Origin of the sequence: Hymenobacter busanensis, assembly GCF_008727865.1 — a bacterium.
In the GTDB taxonomy this organism is placed as follows: domain Bacteria; phylum Bacteroidota; class Bacteroidia; order Cytophagales; family Hymenobacteraceae; genus Solirubrum; species Solirubrum busanense.
In genome coordinates this window covers 136710-158395 of the sequence record NZ_VTWU01000004.1, presented here as the reverse complement: position 1 = coordinate 158395, position 21686 = coordinate 136710, and the positions used below count along the sequence as shown (strand labels likewise).

Genomic DNA, 21686 nt, shown 5'->3' with positions numbered 1-21686 from the left:
CCACAAAGAAACGCAGAATTGGGCAGGTTATGCGGCCTGCCTCCGCGCAGCCGCTGCTTTTGCAAGCCCTCTACCCTCTACTATAATTATAGCAAGTAATTACTATATTTATTCTGGCCAGCATATAGTTCACCGTATGCTTGCTGCTGGTGCAACTCTCGCCATTCCTCACTGACTTTAAGAAAGTTGCAGCCTTCGTCGCAGCAATACCTGCCGCTACTGCTTCTCTTCCCTCCCACAACCGTTTGCCCCTATGAAACACTTGCTTCTCCCCTGCCTCACCTGGCTGGTCCTGCTGACCCCGGCCGCCGCCCAAGTGCCCAAATCGGTGGCGCCGCCGGTTATCAAGCGCTACACCGTCGAGCAGTTCCTGAACACCACCAAGCTCAACGGACGCACGTTTTCGCCCGATGAGCAGCAGATTCTGTTTAGCTCGAATCAGACCGGAGTGTTCAACCTCTATACCGTGCCGGTGAAAGGCGGGCCGTTTACGCCCGTTACGTCGTCCACCAAGGAAAGCATTTACCCCGCCGCCTGGCTGCCCGATGGCCGCCTGGTGTATTCGCACGACCAGGGCGGCAACGAGAACTTTCACCTCTACGTGCGCGAAGCCAACGGACAGGAGCGCGACCTGACGCCCGGCGACAAGCTGCGCGCCGAGTACGGCGGCTGGCGCCGCGACGGGAAGGCCTTTTACGTGCTGACCAACGAGCGGGACCCCAAATTCATGGACCTCTACCGCTACGACGTGCCTTCCCTGCAGCGCACCTTGCTCTACCAAAACACCCAGGGCCTCGACCCCGTGGTGGTGTCGAGCGACGATAAGTACGTGGCGCTGCAGAAGTCGAACACCACCCTCGATTCTGAAGTGCTGCTGTACCGCACCGACACCAAGGAAACCACGCCGCTGAGCGCGCACAAGGGCAGCATGGCCAACACGCCAATGGACTTCGACCCCAAGACGCGCTACCTCTACGCCACCACCGACGACGGCTCGGAATTCGCCTACGTGGTGCGCTACGACCTGACCACCGGCAAGCGCGAAACCGTGGAAAAGGCCAACTGGGACATTGTGTACACCTACTTCTCCCGCGCCGGCAAGTACCGCGTCACGGGCATCAACGAAGACGGACGCACCAGCATCCGCCTCTACGACGCGGCCAACAACAAGCCCCTGATCATGCCCACGCCGCCCGCCGGCGTGATTACCGGCCTCACCTTCTCCCCCTCCGACCGCCGCCTGGCCTACTTCGTCAACGGCGACCGGACGCCCTCCGACCTCTACGTCTACGACTTCAATACCAAGAATGCCACCAAGCTCACCAGCTGCCTGAACCCGGCCATCAACTCCTTCGACCTGGTGGAGACGCGCACCATCCGCTACCAGTCGTTCGACGGCATGGGCATTCCGGCCCTGCTCTACGCCCCGCACGGCGCCAAAGCCGGCGGCGAAAAGCTGCCGGCCGTGGTGGAAGTGCACGGCGGCCCCGGCGGCCAATCGACGCCCAACTACTCGGGCCTGTGCCAGTATTTGGCCAACAACGGCTACGTGGTGCTGCGCGTGAACAACCGCGGCTCCTCCGGCTACGGCAAAACCTTCTACGCCGCCGACGACCAGAAGCACGGCCGCGAACCGCTCTGGGACTGCCTCGCCGCCAAGAAATACCTCGCCTCCCTCGGCTACGTCGATACCTCGCGGGTGGCCATCATGGGCGGCTCCTACGGCGGCTACATGACGCTGGCGGCCCTCGCCTTCGCGCCCAAGCGCTTCGCCGCCGGCGTCGATATTTTCGGGGTGAGCAACTGGGTGCGCACCCTCCAGAGCATTCCTCCCTATTGGGAGTCCTTCCGGCAGGCGCTGTACCAGGAAATCGGCAACCCCGACACGGATATGGAGCGCCTGAAAGCCACCTCGCCCCTGTTCCACGCCGATAAGATTGAGCGGCCCCTGCTCGTCATTCAGGGCGAAAACGACCCGCGCGTCATCAAACCCGAGTCCGACGACATGGTGGCGGCCATCAAAAACAAGGGCGGCACGGTGGAGTACGTGGTGTTTCCCGACGAGGGCCACGGCTTTGCCAAGCGCGCCAACGAGATGAAAGCCTACGAAACCACGCTGAGCTTCCTCAACAAGCACCTGCAGCCCACTCCGTAATAGGACCTATCCGAAAAGTCGTCCGCCATGAGAAAGGCCGTCATGCTGAGCTTGTCGAAGCATCTCTCCCGCTTCGTTAGATAGAAATTACTACCAGTAGAGATGCTTCGACAAGCTCAGCATGACGTTCTGAGCTTCCCGGACAGGCTCTAGGCCCCAAGCCCTCCGCTTATGACACGCTGTTTCTTTCTGGCCAGTGGGCTCCTGCTGCTGGCCGGCACCTGCCACGCCCAAAACGCCACCCTGGCCGTGGCCGGCACCCGCCTGCCGCCCGGTGCCGCTCCCGTCGCTCCTGCCCCGGCTAGTAGTGCTGTGCTGCAAGCCCAGCTCGACGCGCAGCGCGGCGAACTGGAAGACCTGCGCCAGCGCCTCAGCGTCAGCCAGGCTACCGAAGCGCGCCTGACGGAGCGCCTGCGCCTGCTGGAACGGCAGCAGCAAGCCGAAACCCTCGATCCGCTGCGCTGCACCTACGAGCGCGTCCCCACCTGGGAAGAAGCCGAGCTGAATGCCAAGGCGCGGCCGTAGCTCTGGTAAACTTTTGGCCTCCAGCTACCATTATCAGTGCCTATCTAAACAGCAACGCCCCACCCGGTTGCAACCAGGCGGGGCGTTGGCGTGATTGGGTGACCGAGCCTACTGCACGCCGAAGCGGGCAGAAAGCGTTTGGCCGCCGGGCAGTTGCAGGCGCACCAGATACCAGCCGGCCGGCAGCTTAGGCAGAGCCACAGCGCCCGTGCGGCTTGCCGAAAGGCGTTGAACAGCCATCCGTTGGCCGGTGGCGGAATACACCGTCAGCACAGCGCCCTCCGCGTTGGCGGCCATGGGGCCGCTCAGCACGTAGGGCAACGCCTCGCCGGAAGCGCGCAGCGTGGGGTACACGGCAAACTCGCTGCCGGTAGCCTCGCCCGCGGCCAAGGTCCGCACTTCGGATACGGTTTCCTGCCCGTCGAAATCGACTTGACGCAGACGGTAGTAGACCAGATTGGCAGCGTAGCGGGCCAGGCGGGCGTCGAGGAAGCGGTAGTCGTGGCGCTGGGCACTGGTGCCGTGGCCTTCCACCGTACCAACTTTCACGAAGGCTTTGCCGTCGACGGAAGCCTCGACCTCGAAGCGGGCGTTGTTTTTCTCCGAGGCCGTGGCCCAGCGCAGCAACGCGTCGGGGCCTTGCGGCTCGGCCGAGAAGCTAAGCAGCTCCACCGGCAGCGGGGCAGCCTGCGAACCAAGCGTCCAAACGGAGAAGTGCTCTACGCCGGAGGCCGTAACCGTGTTGGCCGAAGTGTTGCGGGCGCTGGCCTTCACGTATTGCCAGGTATTGCCGGTGCCCGTGGTAGAGCGGAACAGCCCCAGCTGGCTTTCCCCGATGCCGTTCAGCTCCGCGTCGAGGTAGGCGAAGGTGAGCGTCACGTTCAGGTTCGTGTTGGTGGTCGGCACAATGTCGTAGTAGCGCTTGATGCTCTTGCTGGTGCCCTGGCCCGTGAGGGCCGTGCCCGTTACGCGGCGCACGGTGGTGCTACCAGGCATCGACGCGCCCCCGGCGGAGGCGGTTTGCAGCGTGAGGCCCAGCCCGCCAAAAGTGTTGGTGGTGGGGTTTGTCAGCGACCGGGTGGCCTCCACGGTGCCCGTCACGTAGCTGGTGGCCGATTCGGTGAGCGTGGCGGTGCTGCCCAGCGTGGCCTTGCGCGCGCCGGTGGTCAGTATCCCGCTGGTTAGGGTCAGCGCCTGCGTCACGGTCAGGTCTTGGCTGAGGGCGAGGCCGGCGGCGTTGTTGAGCGTGAGCGTGCGCACCGAGGCGGGCAGGGCCGCGCCGGTGGCCTGCGCCACCGAGCCGTTGTAGCTGTACACGGCATCGGCGGCAAACGAGCGGGTGCCCGATACTTGCACCGCACCGGTAGCACCGGAGCCGACAATGCCCGCCGCGTCGCAAATACCCAGGGTGCCGCCGGTGGCCACCGTGAAGCTGCCGGTGCCGGCAATGGCTTGGCAGTTGGTGTTGAGCGTGCCGCCGTTCTGCACGGTGAAGGTGCCGGCCACATTCACCGCGCCGGCCAGCGTGGCCACGCCGGTACCGGTTACGGTAATGTTGTTGTAGCTGCCGCCCGCCACCGAGGCAGCGGTGCTCACCGTCAGGTTGGGCAGGTACACGAGGCTGAAGGCCGAAGCGTCGGTGCTGGTGTTGCCGGCCGCGTCCTGAGCCACGCCCGCGCCGAGGTCGACCGTGACGGTGCCGCCAGTGCTGGGCGTTACGGTGAAGGTATAGGTGGTGCCCGAACCGCTAAAGCTGCCGCCGGTAATGGTGCCGTTGGTCACCGTCACGTCGCCGGCCACGAGGCCCGTTACGCTTTCGGAGAAGGTCACCGTGAACGGAATGGGCGAGGTGCTGGTGGTGCTGCCCGCCGCCCCGACCGTAGAGCTGATGATGGCTGTGGGGGCCACGGCATCGACTGTAAATGCGCTGGAGGTGAAAGTAGCGTAAGTGCTGCCGAGGGCGGGTTTGACGCTGCCTACATAGGCACCGTTGATCAGCACGTTGAGGGTTTGGTCGCGTGGGGTGCCGTAGTCGCGCTGGCCCGCCCGGAAATTCACCTGGTACGTGCCCGAGCCCACGCTCAGGGCCTGCTGCACCTGGCCATTGCCACTCGGGGCACTTTGCACGAACGCCACGGCCGAGCCATTGGGCGCCGTCGGCGGCGTGAAGCCGCTGCCATTCAGGGCAATGCCCGAGAGGCTATTGAACGTCCAAGTGGCGCCCGTGGGGTTATAACCGTGGGTGGTATTGCCCAAGGGGCCATAGGTTTCAAAGCTGGGGTTGCCCACGGCCCCGCTCACGACCGTGCTCGTTCCGTTCTGCAACACCTGCACCACATCCACAAAGGCCGTTACGTCGGAGCCGGGCGTGGCGCTGCCCATGCCCTGAATGGTGAGCGTGGGGCTGGAGAAAAGCTTTACCACATCGTAGGTGGGGCCGCTGGTAAAGGGCACATTGGTAACCGAGGGCGAAATGCCGCTGGCGCTGGTCACGTCCAGGCGCAGCGTACCCGCTCCCGAGCCGGTATTGGCCACCACGGTGTAAGTCGCGCCCGAACCCGATACGCTGGCCACGCTGGCTCCGCTCAGGCCCGAAGTCGTCAAGGAAAAATTGGTGGTTGTCAAGCCCGTAACGGTGCCCGAGAAAGTCACGACGAATTCCACCGTGGGCGTGGCCACCAGCGCCGGGTAGCTGCGCGTAATCGACGCCACCGTGGCCGTGGGCACCACGTAGGTAATGCTGAACTGGGTGGCGGCTGCGTTGCCGTTGCCGGCCGCGTCCTGGGCTACGCCCGTGCTGATATTGACCGTCACCGCGCCGCCGCCCGCGGGCGTTACGGTGAAGCTGTAAGTGGTGCCCGAGCCGCCAAAACTGCTGCCGGTAAGGCTGCCGTTGGTCACCGTCACGTCGCCGCTTGTGAAGCCGGTAACGCTTTCCGAGAAAGTCACCGTGACAGGAATGGGCGAGGTGCTGGTGGGGCTGCTGGCCGTCGAGCTGATGGTTACCGTCGGGGCCGTAATGTCCACCATAAAGGTGTTGGTGTTGCTGCTGGCGCTGGTGTTGTTGGCCGCGTCGGTGGCCGTGGCGTACACCGTGTGCGAGCCACCGGTCAGCGCTGTGGTCTGGGTGAGAGACCAGTTGCCCGCGCCGCTGGCCGTGGTCGTGCCTATGCTGGTACCGTCCACGTACACCCGCACGGTGCTGCTGGCTTCGGCCGTGCCGCTGTAGGTGGGAGTGTTGTCGTTGGTTGAGCTGCCGTTGGCGGGTGCAGATACCACCGGCGCAGCCGGAGCCGTATCGTCCACGTTCGTCAGGTTCACCGTGATGGTCGCCGAGGCGTTTTTGCTGGGACTGCCGTTGTCGGCCACCTGCACCGTAAGGGCAAAGCTGGTGGTGGTTTCGTAGTCGAGGGCCGCCGAGTTGGCCACCCGTAGCTGGCCGGTGCTGCTGTTGATGGAAAACGCGCCGCCGGTGTTGCCGGCCGTCAGGCTGTAGGTCAGCGTCTGGCCCGCGTCGGGGTCGGAAGCTGCTACGGTGCCCACCACGGTATTATTGACGCTGTTTTCAGCAATCGAAAACGTCTGGGCCGCAATAACGGGGTTGGCATTGGTGGGCGCCGCCAGCCCCATTTTGGCGGCGAACAAGGTACCTGAAGCCGACGATGTGAGCGTGGTGCTGCCAAAAGCAATACTGACTGCCTGCGCAGGAATGGGTCCTTGGTACGTGCCCGCTATGTAGGCAAAGCCCGAGCCGTCGGTCACAATGCGCGTACCGTAGTCGTAGTTGGCGGTGCCGGCTTGCAGGGCCCACTGCCAAGCGCCGCTGGTGTTGAGCTTGGCCGCGAATACATCGGCCGAACCGGCATAGCCCACGGTGGTGCTACCAAACGTGGTAGCGGCGCCGATGTAGCCCGTCACGTACACGTTGCCGCTGGCATCCACGTCAATACCCGTGGCGTTGTCATCGGCGGCAGCAGTACCCGCGTTTTTAGCCCACTGCCAGCTACCGCCAGCGTCGATTTTGGCAACAAAAAGGTCGTAGAGTCCCGCGGTGTTTGAGTTGGTAAACGACGATGAGCCAAACGTGGCCGTGCCCTCGAAGGCGCCGCACACGTAGGCGTTGCCGCTGCCGTCGGTGGCAATGTCGTAGCCAGTTTCAGGGCTGGTACCACCGCCTTTCGTAACCCACTGCCACGTGCCGGCCCCGTTGAGTCGGGCCACAAAAACGTCGTTCTGCGTGCCGTCGCCGGTGCTAGCCATGGCTGGCAGGCCCCCGAAGACGCTGCTGGTACCGCGAAAGTTGCCGCTCACGAAGATGTTGCCGTTGGCATCGGCAGCCACACCGCGGCAGGATTCGTTGCCGCTCCCGCCTGCCCGCACGGCCCACTGGTACGCGCCGTTTGATGCGCTGAGCTTGGCCACGAACACATCGGAACTACCAAGGCTGGTTACCGAAGTCGAGCCGAACGAGATGGTGCGGGTGAAATGCCCCGCCCACACCACGGCTCCGTTGGCGTCGATGGTCAAGTCGTTTGGCTGGGCCGAGCCGGCGCCCATGGCCGAGTTCGACCACTGCAAGGTGCCGTTGGCGTCGTATTTGGCCACAAATCCGAGCACATCACCACTGACGGCGGAAGTATAGCTGGTGGTACCGAAAGTGACGGTACCACTTTCGGCCAAGCCACTCACGTACACGTTGCCACTGGCATCGATGGCCAGGCCACGGGCCTGCTCAGAGCCGGTCCCGCTAATTTGCCGGGCCCATTGCCACACGCCGCTGCTGTTCAGCTTGGCCAGCACCACGTCGTTGCCGCCGGCCGAGCTGGTGAACGAAGAGCCCCCAAAGGTGCCGGTGCCGAAGAACTCGCCCAGCACAAAGATGTTGCCGCTGGCGTCGCGCGCAATGCGCTGCCCGCCCGAGGTCGACGAAGGAGTGGCCGGCTGCGAGGCCCATTGCCAGCTTTGGCCATACGTAGCGGTAGTGCACAGCACCGCCAGTACGCCCAGCAGGCGCGCTAGTAAAGTTGATTTCATGCGTGAGAAAAAGTGTGGAGAGGGAGCGAAACCGAAAATTTTATTCCGGCATAGTACAAGGGCAAAAGCAAAGGTACTTACCTGTTTCGTCTCACCGCGCCATAAGCAGTGCACGCAACTAATAAATTCAGCTAGTGCATAGGTAACGGCACTTGCATGTGCGGATACGGCGTTTCACTACCGCTTTGGGCGCTGCCCCTTCCCGGCCCGTTATACCAACTTGCCACTGCCTTGGACTTGCTGCCATTCCTCGCGCAGCACGGCATACAAAAACTCGTCGCCCCAGCCGCCCTTAAACCACACGTGCTGCCGGAAATGCCCTTCGCGGCGCATGCCCGCGCTTTCGAGCAGGCGCGCGGCGGGCAGGTTCAGGGCGTCGGTAATGGCATACACGCGGTGCAGCTGCAGCTCCGTGAAGCAGTAGCCGAGCAGGCTGCGCAGCGCCTCGCGGGCATAGCCCTGGCCCTGGTACGCGGGACTGAGCGTGATGCCGATTTCGGCAATGCGCGGCTCGTCGGCAATCAGGTGCAGGGCGCAGTCCCCGATAAGTCCGTCGGTAACGCACAGGGCAATGGCCAGCTGCCGCCACGTGCCGGGCGGGCCGGGAATGTCGGCCGGGCCGTAGGTAGCCACAAACTCGGTAGCCTGCGCCAGGGTGTAGGTGTCCCAGCTTTGGTAGCGGGCCACGGCGGGGTCGGCGCGGTAGGCGGCAAAGGTGGGGGCATCGTGGGGCTGCAGGCGGCGCAGGTACACGCGGGCGTTGGGCAGCGGGGTGGGTGGAAAGCTCATTCGGAATCAGAATTGGAATCGGCAGCAGAGTCGGCCGCGGCTTGCTCGGGCACGGCAATGTGTAGCAGCGCGTCGCCCTGGTTGACGACAGGCATGTGGTTCAACCCGATGACGAAGCCGCTGACCGGCGACACCAGCCGCACGGCCTGCTCGCCGTAGGGGTCGGCCACGATGCCGTATTCCTGGCCTTTCGGCAGGTAGTCGCCGTTGCGCAGGTGGGTCCGAAACAGGCCCGCGTACTTCGCCCGCAGCCACGTGTGGCGGCGGCACACCACCGTGGCCTGCGCGGGCTCCGGCGCCTCGGCCAGCATGCCCAGGTGCTTCAGGAAGCGAAAGGTGCCGGCCGTGGCCAGTTCAATGCCGGGCTCGTCGAGCCGCAGCGACTCCCCGGTTTCGTACACGATGATGCGGCGCCCCTGCTGCATGGCGGCTTCGCGCAGGGAGCCGGGCCGCAGGGCCGCGTGCAGCGTGAAGGGCGCGGCGAAAGCGGCGGCCAGGGCATCGGTTTCGGGGTCTTCGCCCAGAATGCAGCGCACCTGCGGGTGGTTGGAGCGGGCCGCGCCGCCGGTGTGAAAGTCGATGCCGTAGTCAATGAGCGGCATGATTTCGCGCATGAAGCGGTGCGCCACGCGGCTGGCCACCGAGCCCCGCGGGTGGCCGGGAAACGAGCGGTTCACGTCCTTGCCGTCGGGCACTTCGCGCGAGAAGTTCAGGAAGCCGTAGATGTTGAGGATGGGAATGGCCACGATGGTGCCGCGCAAGGGCCGCTGCAACTGCCCGCGCCGAATCATGCGCCGGATGGTTTCGATGCCGTTCACCTCGTCGCCGTGCATGCCGGCCATCAGCAGCACTGTGGGGCCAGGCTGGGTGCTGCGGAACACGTGCACCGGCACATCGATAACGGTGCCGGTGGGCAACTGGGCAATGACGAGGCGCGTAAGCACCTGCTCGCCCAGCCCGATGGTGAGGCCGTTGAGGCAGAAATCGGGGACGGAATCGGGAGACTTTTTCTTCAACGGCGCAGCATGAAGGGTGGCTTGGCGGGCCTGGTGCAGGCCCTAATGCTGTTCCTAAGTTCCGCTAAAATCTGGTTTGTAGGCGCTGGAGCTCTGAATGGCGCTCCGCCTGCAAGGCAGGCAACGCGGAATAGGGCCGTCATGCCGAGCGAAGGCGAGGCACCTCGCGTGCTGATGCCAGATAACATTACACTCCCCTCTCTTTTGGAGAGGGGGCTGGGGAGTGAGGCTTGTGGCAGAGATGCTTCGACAAACTCAGCATGACGTTCTAGGTAAACACCATCAGCAACGACCTAACCACCCCTGCCTCGCCTTCGGCGCGGCGTCCCCTCCTTCCTACAGCAGAGAATCGTCCGACTGCGTATCGGGCAGGGTGGCTTTAGAGGCGCGCTTGGGCGCCGCGGCGGGCTTCTTCTTGGTGCGCTTGCGGCGGGTCAGCTCCTCGGTATACTCGATGATCTGGCCGGCAATGTCGAGGCCGGTGGCTTTTTCGATGCCCTCCAGGCCGGGCGACGAGTTGACTTCGAGCACCAGCGGGCCGCGCTTGCTCTGGAGCATATCCACGCCCGCAATGCCGAGGCCCAGGGCCTTGGTGGCCAGCAGGGCGGCGGCTTTTTCGGCCCGCGTGAGCTTCACGAGCGTGCCGGTGCCGCCGCGGTGCAGGTTCGAGCGGAACTCGCCCTCTTTGCCCTGCCGCTTCATGGCGCCCACCACCTCGCCGTTCACCACGAAGGCGCGCAAATCAGCACCCTTGCTTTCGGCAATGAACTCCTGCACAATGATGCGGGCTTTGAGGTTGTGAAAGGCCTCAATCACCGACTGCGCCGCTTTTTCCGTTTCGGCCAGCACCACGCCCAGCCCCTGTGTGCCTTCGAGCAGCTTGATGATGACCGGCGCGCCGCCCACCTGCTGAATCATTTCCAGCACCTCGTCGGAGTAGTTGGTGAAGGCGGTTTTGGGCATGCCCACGCCGGCGCGGGCCAGTATCTGCATCGAGCGGAGCTTGTCTCTGGAGCGCACAATGGCTTGGCTGTCCACGGCGGTGCGCACCTTCATCATCTCAAACTGCCGCACCACGGCCGTGCCGTAGAACGTGACCGAGGCCCCGATGCGCGGAATGATGGCGTCGAAGCCTTCGAGCCGGCGGCCTTCGTAAATGATGCCGGGTGTGCCCTTTTCCAGCACGAGGTTGCATTGCAAATGGTCAATGACGTCGACCTGATGGCCGCGCGCTTCGGCTGCTTCCACCAGGCGTTTGGTGGAATAGAGTTTCGGCTCACGCGACAGAATCGCCAATTTCATGGGGCGAGGGAATAACGGGTAGGAATTGGGAAGGCCTCCGGAAGCGGACGAAGTTACGCCGGATGCCGGCGCTGGTGCTTGTAGGAGGCGTTGCGCCGGGCCACGTCGACCACCAGCCGGGCCCGCTGCAGCAGCAGCCGGCCGATGAGCACGGGGTATTTCATGTCGGAGCGGTCGGAGAGGGAAAATTCGGTGTCGTAGTCTTCGCCGAAGAGCCGGATGACGGCCCGGATGACGTAGCGCTCCTGCACGTCGCCGTTGGAGGAGCGGATTTCGCGCAGGCCGAACTCCTCGAAGTGCAGCGGCGTGCCGTCGAAAGCCGGGTGCGACTCGTCGAGCAGCTGCACACGCAGCACGGGCCGCCCGTCTGGCAGCGTGTCTTCGTGGATGTTGGAGCAGTGAATGGCGCCGGTGTAGGCGCCGGTGTCCACCTTGGCTTCCACGCCGAAGAGCTGAAATTGCGGGAAATCCACCAGCTCGCGGCGGCCCACGGTGCGCTTGGGTGGGCGACGGGTCTGGGCTTTCTTCACAGGGGCAAAATACGGGCGCGGCCGGCAGTTGGCCGGCACCGGGACAGATTAATTTTTTAACGGGCTGGCTTCCGTCGCAGGCAGCCTGCACCGATAAAGGACGGTTCCGACGGAGGCCGGAGACGTTCTGCGCTTGCAGGCTCGAAAAACCAGTCGCCGGGCCCTACTCGCTGTAGCTGATGCGGTAGACGCAGTCGTTCTGATCGTCGGACACGAGCAGGGAGCCGTCGGGCAGTACCAGCAGGGCCACGGGGCGGCCCCAGCTGCTCTGGCCCTGCAGCCAACCCGAGGCGAAGGTTTCGTAGCTGGTGGCCTGCTTGCCGCTGGCGTCCACGCGCACTAGGCTGATGCGGTAGCCGATTTTGCTGGAGCGGTTCCAGGAGCCGTGCTCGGGAATGAAAATCTGGTTGCGGTACGCGGCCGGAAACATCTTGCCGGTGTAGAACTTCATGCCCAGCGCGGCCACGTGCGGGCCCAGCTTGCGGGCCGGCGGGGTGTAGGTGCTCGTGGCTTTGCCCTTGCCGAACTGCGGGTCAAGCAGGTCGCCCTGAAACACGTAGGGGAAGCCGAAGTGCAGGCCGGCGTTGGCGGCGCGGTTCAGCTCGTCGGCGGGCTTGTCGTCGCCCAGCATGTCGCGGCCGTTGTCGGTAAACCAGAGGGCCTTGTCGATGGGGCTCCAATCGAAGCCGACGGAGTTGCGCACGCCGTAGGCCACGGTTTCGAGGCCGGTGCCGTCGGGGTTCATGCGGTTGATGGTGGCGAAGATGGGCTCTTCGGGCAGGCACACGTTGCAGGGCGCACCCACGGGGATATACAGCTTGCCGTCGGGCCCGAAGTTGATGTACTTCCAGCCGTGGTGTTCCTTGTCGGGCAGCTGGTCGTAGACGACCACCGGCTTGGGTGGCGTCTTGAGCTTGGCGGCAATGTTGTCGTAGCGCAGCACCCGGCTGATTTCGGCCACGTACAGGGCCCCGCCCCGCACGGCCACGCCGTTGGGCTCGTTCAGGCCCGAGGCAATGGTGACGAGCTCATCGGCCTTGCCGTCGTGGTTGCGGTCGGGCAGGGCGTACACTTTGCTGCCACGGGTGCCCACGTACACGGTGCCGTCGGGCCCCAGGGCCAGGGAACGGGCGCCGGCCACGTTCTGGGCGTAGTAGCCGATGCGGAAGCCCGCTGGCAGCTTGATTTTGGCGAGGTTGTCGGGGGCGGCGGGCGGCGGCGTGGGGCGGGCCCCGGCCAGCGGCAGCACCAGCAAAAGCGGAAGCAGACGGCGTATCATAGTGCTACCAACTAGGGCCCGGCGGCAAAGGTTACGCTGGAGGGCCGGGCATTTGGCAAATAGCCGGGGTGGGCCCGGCAACGCGCTGGACCCACCCCGGCTTTCGGCGGCTTGTATTAGCGTTGGAGGTCTTGCCGGTTGCGCAGCAGCCGGTCGTATTCGCGCTCCGGCGAGTGCAGCGTGTTGGCAAAACCGTAGGCGCACAGGCCCTGCCACACCAGCACCAGCCCCCAGAACAGCATCGGCCAGACGGGCCAGGGCAGGTTCCAGTCGAAGGGGCCGCGGTGGTGCAGGCGCACGTGGTGGGTGTTGTGGGTGAGCAGCCAAATCAGCCACAGCAGCGCGTTGACGCTGGCGTAGGTGAGCAGGTGGGCTTTAAACTTGGCGCGGGCCTTGGCCAAACGCCATAGGTGCGGGTCGCGGGCGGGAGTTTCCATGAAGACGAGCAACTAGCGTGAAACAGTGCCGGGCGGCAGCACCGCTACTGCCCGGTTTCTTTGTTGCGCAGCAGGCGCTGGTATTCCTGCTCCGACCACTCGCGGCGGCCGGCAAAACCGTAGGCGCGTACGCCCTGCATCAGCACGCCAAAGCCCCAAAACACCGTCGACCAGATGGGCCAGGGCAGGCCGGTGCCGTAGTCGTGGTGGCCGGTGAGAAACCAAATGGCCCACAGCAGCGCATTCACGAGCAGGTAGGTCATCAGGTGGGCTTTGAATTTGGCGCGGGCTTTGGCCATGCGCCACAGGTTTGGGTCGCGGTCGGTGGTTTCCATGAGCGGGGGTATGAGGTGCGTTGGAAGGATGATCAAATGTACCAACCGCGGCTACATGCGCGCCTCTTAATATTGCCCAAGCGGCAACCTTTGGCTCCGAACTGCTTATTAGGGCTGACGAACCGTTTTCACCCCACTTCTACCGCTATGCCCTCCTCACCCGACTGGCGCACCGCCGCCCGTTCCTTCGGCCGCCTCCGGCTCTGGCAAGGCGACATCACCCGCCTCGATACCGACGCCATCGTCAACGCCGCCAACTCGTCCCTGCTCGGCGGGGGCGGCGTCGACGGGGCCATTCACCGCGCCGGCGGCCCGCAGATTCTGGAGGAGTGCCGCGCCATTCGGGCCCGGCAGGGCAGCCTACCCACCGGCCAGGCCGTCATCACCTCGGGCGGGCGGCTGCCGGCACGCTACGTCATTCACACGGTGGGCCCGGTATGGAACGGTGGCCACAAGCGGGAGCCGCAGCTGCTGGCCGACTGCTACCGCAACTCCCTGCAGCTCGCCGCCGACCACCAGCTCACCAGCGTGGCCTTTCCCGGCATCAGCACCGGCATCTACGGCTACCCCAAGCCTGAGGCCTTGCGCATCGCCGTGCACGAGGCGCAGGCGTTCTTAGCCGCTCATGCAGCACCCGAAACGGTGGTCTTCGTGGTCTTCGACGAGGAAAGCTTCCGGCTCTACGAGCAGGCGCTGTCGGCTTAGGCGGCGGCCCAGCGCCACTCGTCGGGGTGGCGGCGCAGGTAGGCGGCCACGTCGTAGATGAGGCCGGCGTGGCCGGTGTCGAGCAGCACGGTGTGGGCGGCACGCAGCGAGACAATGAAAGTCTGCAGCCCGGCGTGGGGAATGACTTTGTCGTGCCGGCCGAGGAAAAACGTAACGGGTGTGGGCCGGCGGTTGAGCGTGGCGGCGAGGCGGCGCACGTCGAACACCAAGTGGCGGAAGCCGGTCCAGCTGCGGTACACGCGCAGGCGCTTTTCGCGGCTATCGAGCTGCCATTGCGCAAACCGCACGAGGCCGTGGTCGACGATGCGGCGCTCGGCCAATCGGTCGATGAAGCGCAACAAGCGCTGGGGGCGCAGCACGGCCTGACCCAACACCCCGCGCATCCAAGGCGGATAGGTAGCCAGCGAATACCAGAACTGCGTGCGGATGCCGTCCGGGGCAATCAGCCAGAGCTGCTGCACGCGCTCGGGCAGGTGCTCGGCCACCGTGAGGGCAAACTTGGCGCCCATGCTGAAGGCCAGCAGGCCAAACGTGTCGATGTTCTGCTCGCGCAGAAACTGGCTCAGCAGCTCGATAAGCCGCGGTTTGCGCAACGGGGCGTCGGCTTTGGCCAGGGTGCTGCGGCCGTGGTAAAAGAGGTCGAAGGCGTAGAGCGTCACCTGTTCGCCCACCAACACAGCCAGGCTGCGCCAGTGGCCCGCACCCTGCCCGTAGCCGTGAAAGGCCAGCACCACGCGCGGCCCGTGGCCATATACTTCGTAGTAGAGCTTGGTACGACCGGCCTCGACGAACATAGCGCAATAAAAAAGTCATCCTGAGCGTGAGCGAAGGACCTTATCAAGTCAGAACGACTCGGTTCTGCGCCTGTCGTTCAGCGGGGAGAAGGTCCTTCGCTCACGCTCAGGATGACCATACGTTTTCAGTCCTTTTCGGGTGCCGCTTCCTACAGCCTGGCCACGCCGCCCGACACCACGAACTTCATAACCTGCGCGCTGGGCAAATCCACGTGCAGCACGTTTTCGCGGGGCACCAGCAGCAGCTCGCCCGAAAAGTTATAGGAGTCGGGGAAGTACACGGCCACCAGATCGGGGCGGTTCACGGCTTCCATCGACTCTTGGGTGATGAAGCCCAGCTTGTAGCACTCGGTACCGGCAAACACCTTCACCAGCACCGGCGTGTTGAACTTCTGCTCCTCGCCCAGAATGGCGTCGAAGATGTCCTTGATGCTGGAATAGATGATGTTGACGACCGGCAGGCGGTTCAGAATCCGCTCCCCCAGCACAATAAACGGCCGCACCTGGGAGCCAATGTAGCCCATCAGCGTGAGCAGGGCCACCATCAGCGCCAGCCCCAGGCCGGGGTAGCCGTCGATGACGAACATGCCGTTGATCCAGTTGAAAAAGGCAAACAGCAGATACACCGTGATGGTGACGGGCGCCAGGATGAGCAGGCCGCGCAGGAAATAGCCAATAATCTTTTTCATGGCCGAAACACAAAACCGCCCGGCCGAATGGGCCGGGCGGGCAAGCTATTAAAAGAAGCGCCGGATACCACTATGCCGGCACCGCAGCCCCTATTTCCTGAATGCGGTCGGCCACGCGCTGCATGAGCCACATGGGCGTGCTGGTGGCTCCGCAAATGCCCACCGACTGCGCGCCCTCGAACCAGGCGTCTTCCAGCTCCTGCTCGTTTTCCACGAAGTAGCTGCGCGGATTCGTTTGGTTGACCACCGAAAACAGAGCCTTGCCGTTGGAGCTTTTGCGCCCGCTCACGAACACAATCACGTCGTGCTCGACGGCGAACTTGCGCAGCTGCGGCTCCCGGTTCGATACTTGCCGGCAAATGGAGTCGTTGGCGTCGAAGGATTCCAGCGCGCCGCCGGCCGCCGCAATGCGCTCCTCAATGAGCTGCTTCATGCGGTAGAAGCCGGCCGTGCTCTTGGTCGTTTGGCTGAAGAGCGTGACGGGGCGCGCGAAGTCCACTTGGTCGAGGTCCTGCTCGTTCATCACGATGATGGCGCGGTTGCCGGTCTGGCCAGTGAGGCCCGCTACTTCGGCGTGGCCGGGCTGGCCGTAAATCACAATCTGGCCGTTCTGGCGTTGCGTGGCGTCGAAGGCGTGCTTCACGCGGTTTTGCAGCTTGAGCACCACCGGGCACGAGGCGTCGATGAGCGTGAGGTTGTTGCGCAGGGCCAGCTCGTAGGTTTCGGGCGGCTCGCCGTGGGCCCTGATGAGCACCTTGCAGTCGTGCAGCGTGCCCAGCTGCTCCCGGTCGATGATGCGCAAGCCCTGCTGGTGCAGGCGCTCCACTTCCATGCGGTTGTGCACAATGTCGCCGAGGCAATACAGCTGCTCACTGGTTTCGAGCTCGTCTTCGGCCATCTGAATGGCGTATTCGACGCCAAAACAATACCCGGAGTTTTTATCGATGGAGACGTTCATCCCTGCAGAATCTAAGACGTGAGGCTGGTGTTGCGTCAAGCGTCGGCCAACCAACGTGCACACGCGCACGAATCATTCCAATAAACGAAAGCGCGCCGGCTTTAGCCGTGCTCGGCCACGCGCAATGCGTCTACGAGCACCGACGAGACGCGCTCCAATACAAAATCCACCTGCTCGTCGATGGTGATGTGCGAGGTGTCGAGCAGCACGGCATCGGCGGCGCGGCGCAAGGGGCTTTCGGCCCGCGTCGAGTCGATATGGTCGCGTTTCTGCAGGTTGTGGATGATGTCGTCGAGCGGCACGTTTTCGCCTTTCACGGCCAGCTCCATCTGGCGGCGCACGGCGCGGGTGTGCACGTCGGCGGTCATAAACACCTTCACCTCGGCGTCGGGAAACACAGTGGTGCCAATGTCGCGGCCGTCCATCACCACGCCGCGCTTGCGGCCCATGCGCTGCTGCTGGCGCACCATGGCGTGGCGCACGGCCGGAATAACCGACACCTCGCTCACGGAATTGGAAATGCGCATCTGCCGGATGTCGTCTTCGCGGATGACGCCGTCGAGACACAACTCGTTGCGTCCCGTGCGGCGGTTCCGTTTGAAAGTAATGTGCAGCTGGTGCAGGGCTTCCTCTACCCGCGGCAAGTCCTCGAAGTCGATGTTGTGCTCCAGTAAGTAGAGCGTGACGCCGCGGTACATGGCCCCGGTGTCGATGTATGCATAGCCCAATTCGGCGGCTACGGCTTTGGCCGTGGTGCTTTTGCCGCAGGAAGAGTAGCCGTCAATGGCTATGACGATGTTTTTCATGTAGCGTGTGGTCGGCGGAAGGCCGGCGGGAGCGGCACGGGAATCCACGTCTTGCGCGGCGCGGGCTGCTGCTTCAGGCGGTTGGGCACCGAGAGGTAAAACCCGTCCACCGATTCAGCGAGTCCGTGCGTGAGCTGACGGTCCACGTGCACAAACGGCCGCACAAAGGTATGCGCTCCGAGTTGTACGCCCACCAAACCCGACTCGTTGGTTTCCCAACGGCCTCCATACGTGCGAATTATACATTCGCCTAAAAAGCAGCCCAGTGCATTTACCACGCCCTCGCGGGCAGCCGGCTCAATACCGTGGCGTTGTTGCTCAATGAAATTCATGAGTGCCCGCACGGCGACAGCGTCGAAGGCGGATACGTTGAGTTGTTGCCGCACGGCTTCGGCGGCAGCCTGTAGTTCTTCCATTTCGAGAAGAAGTAAGAAAAAAGAAAGATTAGCCAACCCACATTGGGCTAACAACGTAGTTACAAAATTTTTGCCGTATTCGCTCATTTCACGCAAAAAAAGAGGCCGATGCTTGCCATTTTGCATCGGCCTCTCGCGTTATTTTTTGATCTATTCCAACAAGTTGTTGGCAAACGGGTGTTTTCCTCAAATCCAGCCGCGCTTTTTGGGCGGCTCGGCCAGCCGGGCCGGCATGGAGGCAAAAAAACCAACTACCGATTCGCTCAGGCCCTTTTCCAGCTGCATAGCCACCCGAAAGAACGGGTTGAAAAACAAGTCGCCGCGGATGCCCACGCCGGTCGTGCCGTCGGGTGCCGACGCCCATTCGCCCTTAAAACTCTGCACCAGGCACTCGCCCAGGAAGGCGCCTAACGCCACCACTACGCCTTGCGTCGTTTCTTTCGTGAGCAGCGGGCGTTGTTCCTCAATGAAAGTCTCCAGCCGCTGCACGGCGGCTTCATCGAAAGAGTTGACTTGAAGCTGTTGCCGGACGGCTTCGGCCGCAGTACGTAGCTGGGCGAGTGGGTTTTCGGGCATGGGAAGTGGAGAAACGCTGCTTAGTGGGTGATGGGCCGTGTGGCGGAGGCCGTTTGGTTTTGCCAACTAGCATACGTGGCCAGCAAGGCCTGCGTGTCACGCCACGGGTGCACGGCGCCGGCTTGCAGCTGCCGGACCACGGCGGGGCAGTCGCCCAGCAGCTTCAGCATGAGGGCCCGGTAAGGCTTGGCTTTGGTGGGCACCACCAGCAACGGTTCCTGGCCGCGGCGCAGCAGCATCACCTGCGAGGTCAGGCTGGAAAGCAGCGTGGGGTTTTCGGTGTGGTCGTATTGGAAAAGCGTATAGCTGCCTTGGCGCGTCAGTTGCCGGGCAAAGCCCTGCGCCACGAGCCGGTGCTTTTTGGGCAGCACGAAGCTCTGCACGGCCGCCACGGTGTCGCCGATGGAGACGAAGGCTTTTACCTCGGCCGGGAAGTACGGTCGCACGCCTTGCCCGTCAATATCGCCGAGGTAGACCCGGTCGCGCTGCCAGGTGCCCACGCGCACCGGGTGCCAGTGGCCATCGGGCGTTTGGTAACTCCCCACCGAGCCGGTGGCGCGGTAGGGTGCGGGGTTGAAAACCGGGGCGGGTGTAGGGGGTGGAGCAGCGGCCGAGGTCACGCGCTGGGCGTGGGCAGGCGAAGCGGCCATTGATAACAAGAGGAGCCAGCCGGTTGCTACCGCCAGCGCTTTTGCCCATATATTATTTACCATCCGCACTTACCTCGTTCGGCACTACCGGGTAATGAAATCCTTCGGGCTTCCATTGCAGATACACCTCCAGTATCCGGCTCGTACGAGTCGCGTCCAATTCCCCTTTGCGCAGTTGCTTCGCCAGAATAGGATGGTCGCCGACCACTGCCAGCATGGTTTCCTGAAAATCCTTTTGCTTAAACGGCACCGTTATAGCTTGCTGATCGGGAAAACGAATGATGCGCGATGCACCACTTGTACTCTGAAATTCGAATAATTCGGCCTGACGACGGTGCCAAGTTCGCCACGCAATAATGGGCCTCGCCACTTCTTCTTGCCCTATAAAACGCACATTGCGCACCACCACAAAGGTATCGGCGCCGATAACTGCCTGCCGAAACTGGTCGAGTGCAAGTACCTGCGTTTCTTTTCCCTTGCCCACGGCCAAACCCGAATAGCTCAGGGCCAACGGCTGCTTTTGCCAACTGCCATCAGGTAACTGATAGAAACCATTGCCAGCCCGTCCAAATTGGTAGTCGGCGGTTGCCAAGCGGATAACATTGCTACCGGTACGCACCAGCCCCACAATGAGCGCCGCTTGTGCACGCGCCTCAAGCGCACCCAAACCGAGAACTGCTGTTGCGAGCAGAAGGAGCTTTTTGGAAAAAGTCACGGGAAACGAAAAGTATGAACGCAGGAAAAAGTACTAATGACTGTCGCAGGGACAAGGTGTTTTGCCAAACTTGGCTTTGCGTTTATAGGAAGCCGTTTTCTTTTGCTGGGTGGTGCGCCGGGCGCAGCCCGTGGTAACGGGCACCGTGGCGGCCAACGTGAAAACAGCAAGCAACAAGGTTAGCGTCTTTCTCACCGGTACTAGCATTTCAAGCAAAGATAACCTTCTTTGCTGCCCCTTTTCACGCGCCGGACGCCCCGTTGCGTTCCTTTTCCCTCGCCTTTTTTTGCTATGTCTGCCGATTTCACGCGCCGCGCCAACGTCATCGACCTTTTTGCCCACACCATTCGCCCGGCCACCATTCGCGTAGCTGCCGGCCGCATTGCCGCCATCGACTACGAAGGCGACGGGCCCGACGCCGCCCTCCCCTACGCCCTGCCCGGCTTTGTGGATGCCCACGTACACGTGGAAAGCTCCCTGCTGGTGCCGGCCGAGTTTGCCCGGTTGGCGGTGGTACACGGCACGGTGGCTACCGTTTCCGATCCGCATGAAATCGGCAACGTGCTGGGCGTGGCCGGTGTAGAGTTTATGCTCGACAACGCCCGCCAGTCGCCGTTTCACTTCTGCTTCGGAGCGCCCTCGTGTGTGCCGGCCACGGTGTTCGAAACCGCCGGTGCCGTTATCAGCGCCGACGACATCGAGCAGCTGTTCCAAAACCCGGCCATTGGCTACCTGGCCGAAATGATGAACTGGCCCGGCGTGCTGCACGGCGACCCGGACGTGCTCCGCAAAATTGCCCTGGCCCAGCGCTACAACCGCCCCGTCGACGGCCACGCGCCCGGCCTGCGCGGCGACGATGCCCGCCGCTACGCTGCCGCCGGCATGAGCACCGACCACGAGTGCTTCACGGCCGAAGAAGCCCTCGACAAGCTGGCCGTGGGCATGCACATTCTCATTCGGGAAGGCTCGGCGGCCCGCAACTTCGAGGCCCTGGTGGATTTGCTGCCCGAGCACGCCGACCGCATCATGTTCTGCTCCGACGACAAGCACCCCGATTCGCTCGTGCTCGGCCATATCGACGCGCTGGTGCGTCGCGCCCTGGCCCGCGGCATCGACTTGTTTAAGGTGCTGCGCGCCGCCTGCCTAAACCCGGTGCAGCACTACCGCTTGGACGTGGGCCTGCTGCGCAACGGCGACGCCGCCGACTTCATCGTGGTCGACAACCTGCAGGATTTCCGGGTGCAGCAAACCTACCTGCGCGGCGTGTTGGTGGCTGAAAACGGCCAAACCCTGCTGCCAGCGGGCCAGAACGCCGCCCCCAATAACTTCCACGCCCAGCCCCTGCAGCCCACCGATTTCCGCCTCGCAGCGTCGGATACGTCGGCGGCGCAGGCGCAGGTGCGGGCCATTCGTTGCTACGACGGCCAGCTGATTACCGAAGCCGAGCCGGGCGCGGTGCCGGTGCGCAACGGCTGCCTGGAAGCCGACGTGGCCAACGACGTACTGAAGCTGACGGTGGTGAACCGCTACGAAGCCGGCGCCACACCCGCCGTGGCGTTTATCCGGGGATTCGGCCTGCAGCGCGGCGCCCTGGCTAGTTCTGTGGGCCACGATTCGCACAACATCACCGCCGTGGGCTGCTCCGACGAGGCCATTGCCCGCGCCGTCAACCTCGTTATTGAGGCCAAAGGCGGCCTGGCAGCCGTGGGAGCCGACGGTGAAGAGCTACTGCTGCCGCTGCCCGTGGCCGGCTTGATGTCGGATGGTGAAGGCTACGCCGTGGCCGAAGCCTATACAGCCGTCGATCAGCTGGCCAAGCAGCTTGGCAGCACGCTGGCCGCGCCGTTCATGACGCTGTCGTTCATGGCCCTACTCGTCATTCCCAGCCTCAAGCTCAGCGACAAGGGCCTTTTCGACGGCGAGAAGTTTGAGTTTGTGCCGGTGCTGCTGTAGT

The 21686-nt window shown here is 63.6% G+C and carries 20 protein-coding genes; 4 read left to right on the top strand and 16 right to left on the bottom strand.

Translation table 11 applies throughout. The features are described 5' to 3' along the window. The first annotated feature begins 253 nt into the window (after positions 1–253). Both F0P96_RS11665 and F0P96_RS11660 read left to right on the top strand, forming a co-directional pair. The gene (locus tag F0P96_RS11665; protein WP_151079081.1) at positions 254–2155 is read left to right on the top strand and encodes a prolyl oligopeptidase family serine peptidase; all 1902 of its coding nucleotides are present in this window, start codon (positions 254–256) and stop codon (positions 2153–2155) included. A 171-nt stretch (positions 2156–2326) separates the two neighbouring features. Next, entirely contained in the window at positions 2327–2680 is a 354-nt protein-coding gene (locus tag F0P96_RS11660; RefSeq protein ID WP_151079080.1) for a hypothetical protein, read from the top strand. A 108-nt stretch (positions 2681–2788) separates the two neighbouring features. On the opposite strand, the gene F0P96_RS11655 is transcribed toward F0P96_RS11660, so the two are convergent. The 8 genes from F0P96_RS11655 to F0P96_RS11620 all read right to left on the bottom strand — a co-directional run bounded on the left by F0P96_RS11655 (position 2789) and on the right by F0P96_RS11620 (position 13402). Next, positions 2789–7714, bottom strand: a complete 4926-nt coding sequence (locus F0P96_RS11655; RefSeq protein ID WP_151079079.1) for a beta strand repeat-containing protein — start codon at positions 7712–7714, stop codon at positions 2789–2791. 210 nt (positions 7715–7924) lie between these two features. Beyond that, positions 7925–8503 (bottom strand): GNAT family N-acetyltransferase, encoded by a 579-nt coding sequence (locus tag F0P96_RS11650; RefSeq protein WP_151079078.1) that lies wholly within the window; start codon positions 8501–8503, stop codon positions 7925–7927. Continuing rightward, the gene (locus tag F0P96_RS11645) at positions 8500–9519 is read right to left on the bottom strand and encodes a succinylglutamate desuccinylase/aspartoacylase family protein (RefSeq protein ID WP_151079077.1); all 1020 of its coding nucleotides are present in this window, start codon (positions 9517–9519) and stop codon (positions 8500–8502) included. Before F0P96_RS11645 ends, F0P96_RS11650 begins: the two co-directional genes overlap by 4 nt. Before the next feature lie 336 nt (positions 9520–9855). Continuing rightward, positions 9856–10821, bottom strand: a complete 966-nt coding sequence (gene rimK, locus F0P96_RS11640) for a 30S ribosomal protein S6--L-glutamate ligase (protein ID WP_151079076.1) — start codon at positions 10819–10821, stop codon at positions 9856–9858. 53 nt (positions 10822–10874) lie between these two features. Continuing rightward, the gene (locus F0P96_RS11635) at positions 10875–11351 is read right to left on the bottom strand and encodes an ATP-dependent zinc protease family protein (RefSeq protein ID WP_151079075.1); all 477 of its coding nucleotides are present in this window, start codon (positions 11349–11351) and stop codon (positions 10875–10877) included. A 163-nt stretch (positions 11352–11514) separates the two neighbouring features. Further along, positions 11515–12630, bottom strand: a complete 1116-nt coding sequence (locus F0P96_RS11630) for a PQQ-dependent sugar dehydrogenase (protein WP_151079074.1) — start codon at positions 12628–12630, stop codon at positions 11515–11517. Positions 12631–12746: 116 nt separating this feature from the next. Then, positions 12747–13067, bottom strand: coding sequence for a 2TM domain-containing protein (locus F0P96_RS11625; RefSeq protein ID WP_151079073.1), 321 nt, complete (start codon positions 13065–13067; stop codon positions 12747–12749). A gap of 44 nt (positions 13068–13111) precedes the next feature. Next, positions 13112–13402 (bottom strand): 2TM domain-containing protein, encoded by a 291-nt coding sequence (locus F0P96_RS11620; RefSeq protein WP_151079072.1) that lies wholly within the window; start codon positions 13400–13402, stop codon positions 13112–13114. 147 nt (positions 13403–13549) lie between these two features. On the opposite strand from F0P96_RS11620, the gene F0P96_RS11615 reads away from it, so the two are divergent. Beyond that, positions 13550–14107 (top strand): O-acetyl-ADP-ribose deacetylase, encoded by a 558-nt coding sequence (locus F0P96_RS11615; protein ID WP_151079071.1) that lies wholly within the window; start codon positions 13550–13552, stop codon positions 14105–14107. Here F0P96_RS11615 and F0P96_RS11610 read toward each other — a convergent pair. The 8 genes from F0P96_RS11610 to F0P96_RS11575 all read right to left on the bottom strand — a co-directional run bounded on the left by F0P96_RS11610 (position 14104) and on the right by F0P96_RS11575 (position 19732). Then, a complete protein-coding gene (locus F0P96_RS11610; RefSeq protein ID WP_151079070.1) occupies positions 14104–14922 on the bottom strand; it encodes an alpha/beta fold hydrolase in 819 nt (272 codons plus the stop codon). The two genes, F0P96_RS11615 and F0P96_RS11610, sit on opposite strands and share 4 nt — an antisense overlap. 149 nt (positions 14923–15071) lie before the next feature. Then, the gene (locus F0P96_RS11605; RefSeq protein ID WP_151079068.1) at positions 15072–15611 is read right to left on the bottom strand and encodes a DUF502 domain-containing protein; all 540 of its coding nucleotides are present in this window, start codon (positions 15609–15611) and stop codon (positions 15072–15074) included. 70 nt (positions 15612–15681) lie between these two features. Beyond that, positions 15682–16569 (bottom strand): 4-hydroxy-3-methylbut-2-enyl diphosphate reductase, encoded by an 888-nt coding sequence (locus F0P96_RS11600; RefSeq protein WP_151079066.1) that lies wholly within the window; start codon positions 16567–16569, stop codon positions 15682–15684. A gap of 101 nt (positions 16570–16670) precedes the next feature. Next, complete coding sequence (gene cmk, locus F0P96_RS11595; RefSeq protein WP_151079064.1) at positions 16671–17375, bottom strand: (d)CMP kinase; 705 nt, start codon at positions 17373–17375, stop codon at positions 16671–16673. Further along, complete coding sequence (locus tag F0P96_RS11590) at positions 17372–17791, bottom strand: hypothetical protein (RefSeq protein WP_151079062.1); 420 nt, start codon at positions 17789–17791, stop codon at positions 17372–17374. Before F0P96_RS11590 ends, cmk begins: the two co-directional genes overlap by 4 nt. Positions 17792–17977: 186 nt before the next feature. After that, complete coding sequence (locus tag F0P96_RS11585; protein ID WP_151079060.1) at positions 17978–18367, bottom strand: hypothetical protein; 390 nt, start codon at positions 18365–18367, stop codon at positions 17978–17980. Between the two features lie 20 nt (positions 18368–18387). Beyond that, positions 18388–19017, bottom strand: coding sequence for a hypothetical protein (locus F0P96_RS11580; protein ID WP_151079058.1), 630 nt, complete (start codon positions 19015–19017; stop codon positions 18388–18390). A 52-nt stretch (positions 19018–19069) separates the two neighbouring features. Next, positions 19070–19732, bottom strand: coding sequence for a hypothetical protein (locus tag F0P96_RS11575; RefSeq protein WP_151079057.1), 663 nt, complete (start codon positions 19730–19732; stop codon positions 19070–19072). A gap of 291 nt (positions 19733–20023) precedes the next feature. On the opposite strand from F0P96_RS11575, the gene ade reads away from it, so the two are divergent. Then, positions 20024–21685, top strand: a complete 1662-nt coding sequence (gene ade, locus F0P96_RS11570; protein ID WP_151079056.1) for an adenine deaminase — start codon at positions 20024–20026, stop codon at positions 21683–21685. The last annotated feature ends 1 nt before the right edge of the window (position 21686 follow it).

Bases quoted from the DNA above. Each gene is read 5' to 3' on its own strand.
- F0P96_RS11665 (WP_151079081.1), top strand. From the start codon at position 254: ATGAAACACTTGCTTCTCCCCTGCCTCACCTGGCTGGTCCTGCTGACC.
- F0P96_RS11660 (WP_151079080.1), top strand. From the start codon at position 2,327: ATGACACGCTGTTTCTTTCTGGCCAGTGGGCTCCTGCTGCTGGCCGGC.
- F0P96_RS11655 (WP_151079079.1), bottom strand. From the start codon at position 7,714: ATGAAATCAACTTTACTAGCGCGCCTGCTGGGCGTACTGGCGGTGCTG.
- F0P96_RS11650 (WP_151079078.1), bottom strand. From the start codon at position 8,503: ATGAGCTTTCCACCCACCCCGCTGCCCAACGCCCGCGTGTACCTGCGC.
- rimK (WP_151079076.1), bottom strand. From the start codon at position 10,821: ATGAAATTGGCGATTCTGTCGCGTGAGCCGAAACTCTATTCCACCAAA.
- F0P96_RS11630 (WP_151079074.1), bottom strand. From the start codon at position 12,630: ATGATACGCCGTCTGCTTCCGCTTTTGCTGGTGCTGCCGCTGGCCGGG.
- F0P96_RS11625 (WP_151079073.1), bottom strand. From the start codon at position 13,067: ATGGAAACTCCCGCCCGCGACCCGCACCTATGGCGTTTGGCCAAGGCC.
- F0P96_RS11620 (WP_151079072.1), bottom strand. From the start codon at position 13,402: ATGGAAACCACCGACCGCGACCCAAACCTGTGGCGCATGGCCAAAGCC.
- F0P96_RS11615 (WP_151079071.1), top strand. From the start codon at position 13,550: ATGCCCTCCTCACCCGACTGGCGCACCGCCGCCCGTTCCTTCGGCCGC.
- F0P96_RS11610 (WP_151079070.1), bottom strand. From the start codon at position 14,922: ATGTTCGTCGAGGCCGGTCGTACCAAGCTCTACTACGAAGTATATGGC.
- F0P96_RS11605 (WP_151079068.1), bottom strand. From the start codon at position 15,611: ATGAAAAAGATTATTGGCTATTTCCTGCGCGGCCTGCTCATCCTGGCG.
- F0P96_RS11600 (WP_151079066.1), bottom strand. From the start codon at position 16,569: ATGAACGTCTCCATCGATAAAAACTCCGGGTATTGTTTTGGCGTCGAA.
- cmk (WP_151079064.1), bottom strand. From the start codon at position 17,375: ATGAAAAACATCGTCATAGCCATTGACGGCTACTCTTCCTGCGGCAAA.
- F0P96_RS11590 (WP_151079062.1), bottom strand. From the start codon at position 17,791: ATGGAAGAACTACAGGCTGCCGCCGAAGCCGTGCGGCAACAACTCAAC.
- F0P96_RS11585 (WP_151079060.1), bottom strand. From the start codon at position 18,367: ATGCCCGAAAACCCACTCGCCCAGCTACGTACTGCGGCCGAAGCCGTC.
- F0P96_RS11580 (WP_151079058.1), bottom strand. From the start codon at position 19,017: ATGGCCGCTTCGCCTGCCCACGCCCAGCGCGTGACCTCGGCCGCTGCT.
- ade (WP_151079056.1), top strand. From the start codon at position 20,024: ATGTCTGCCGATTTCACGCGCCGCGCCAACGTCATCGACCTTTTTGCC.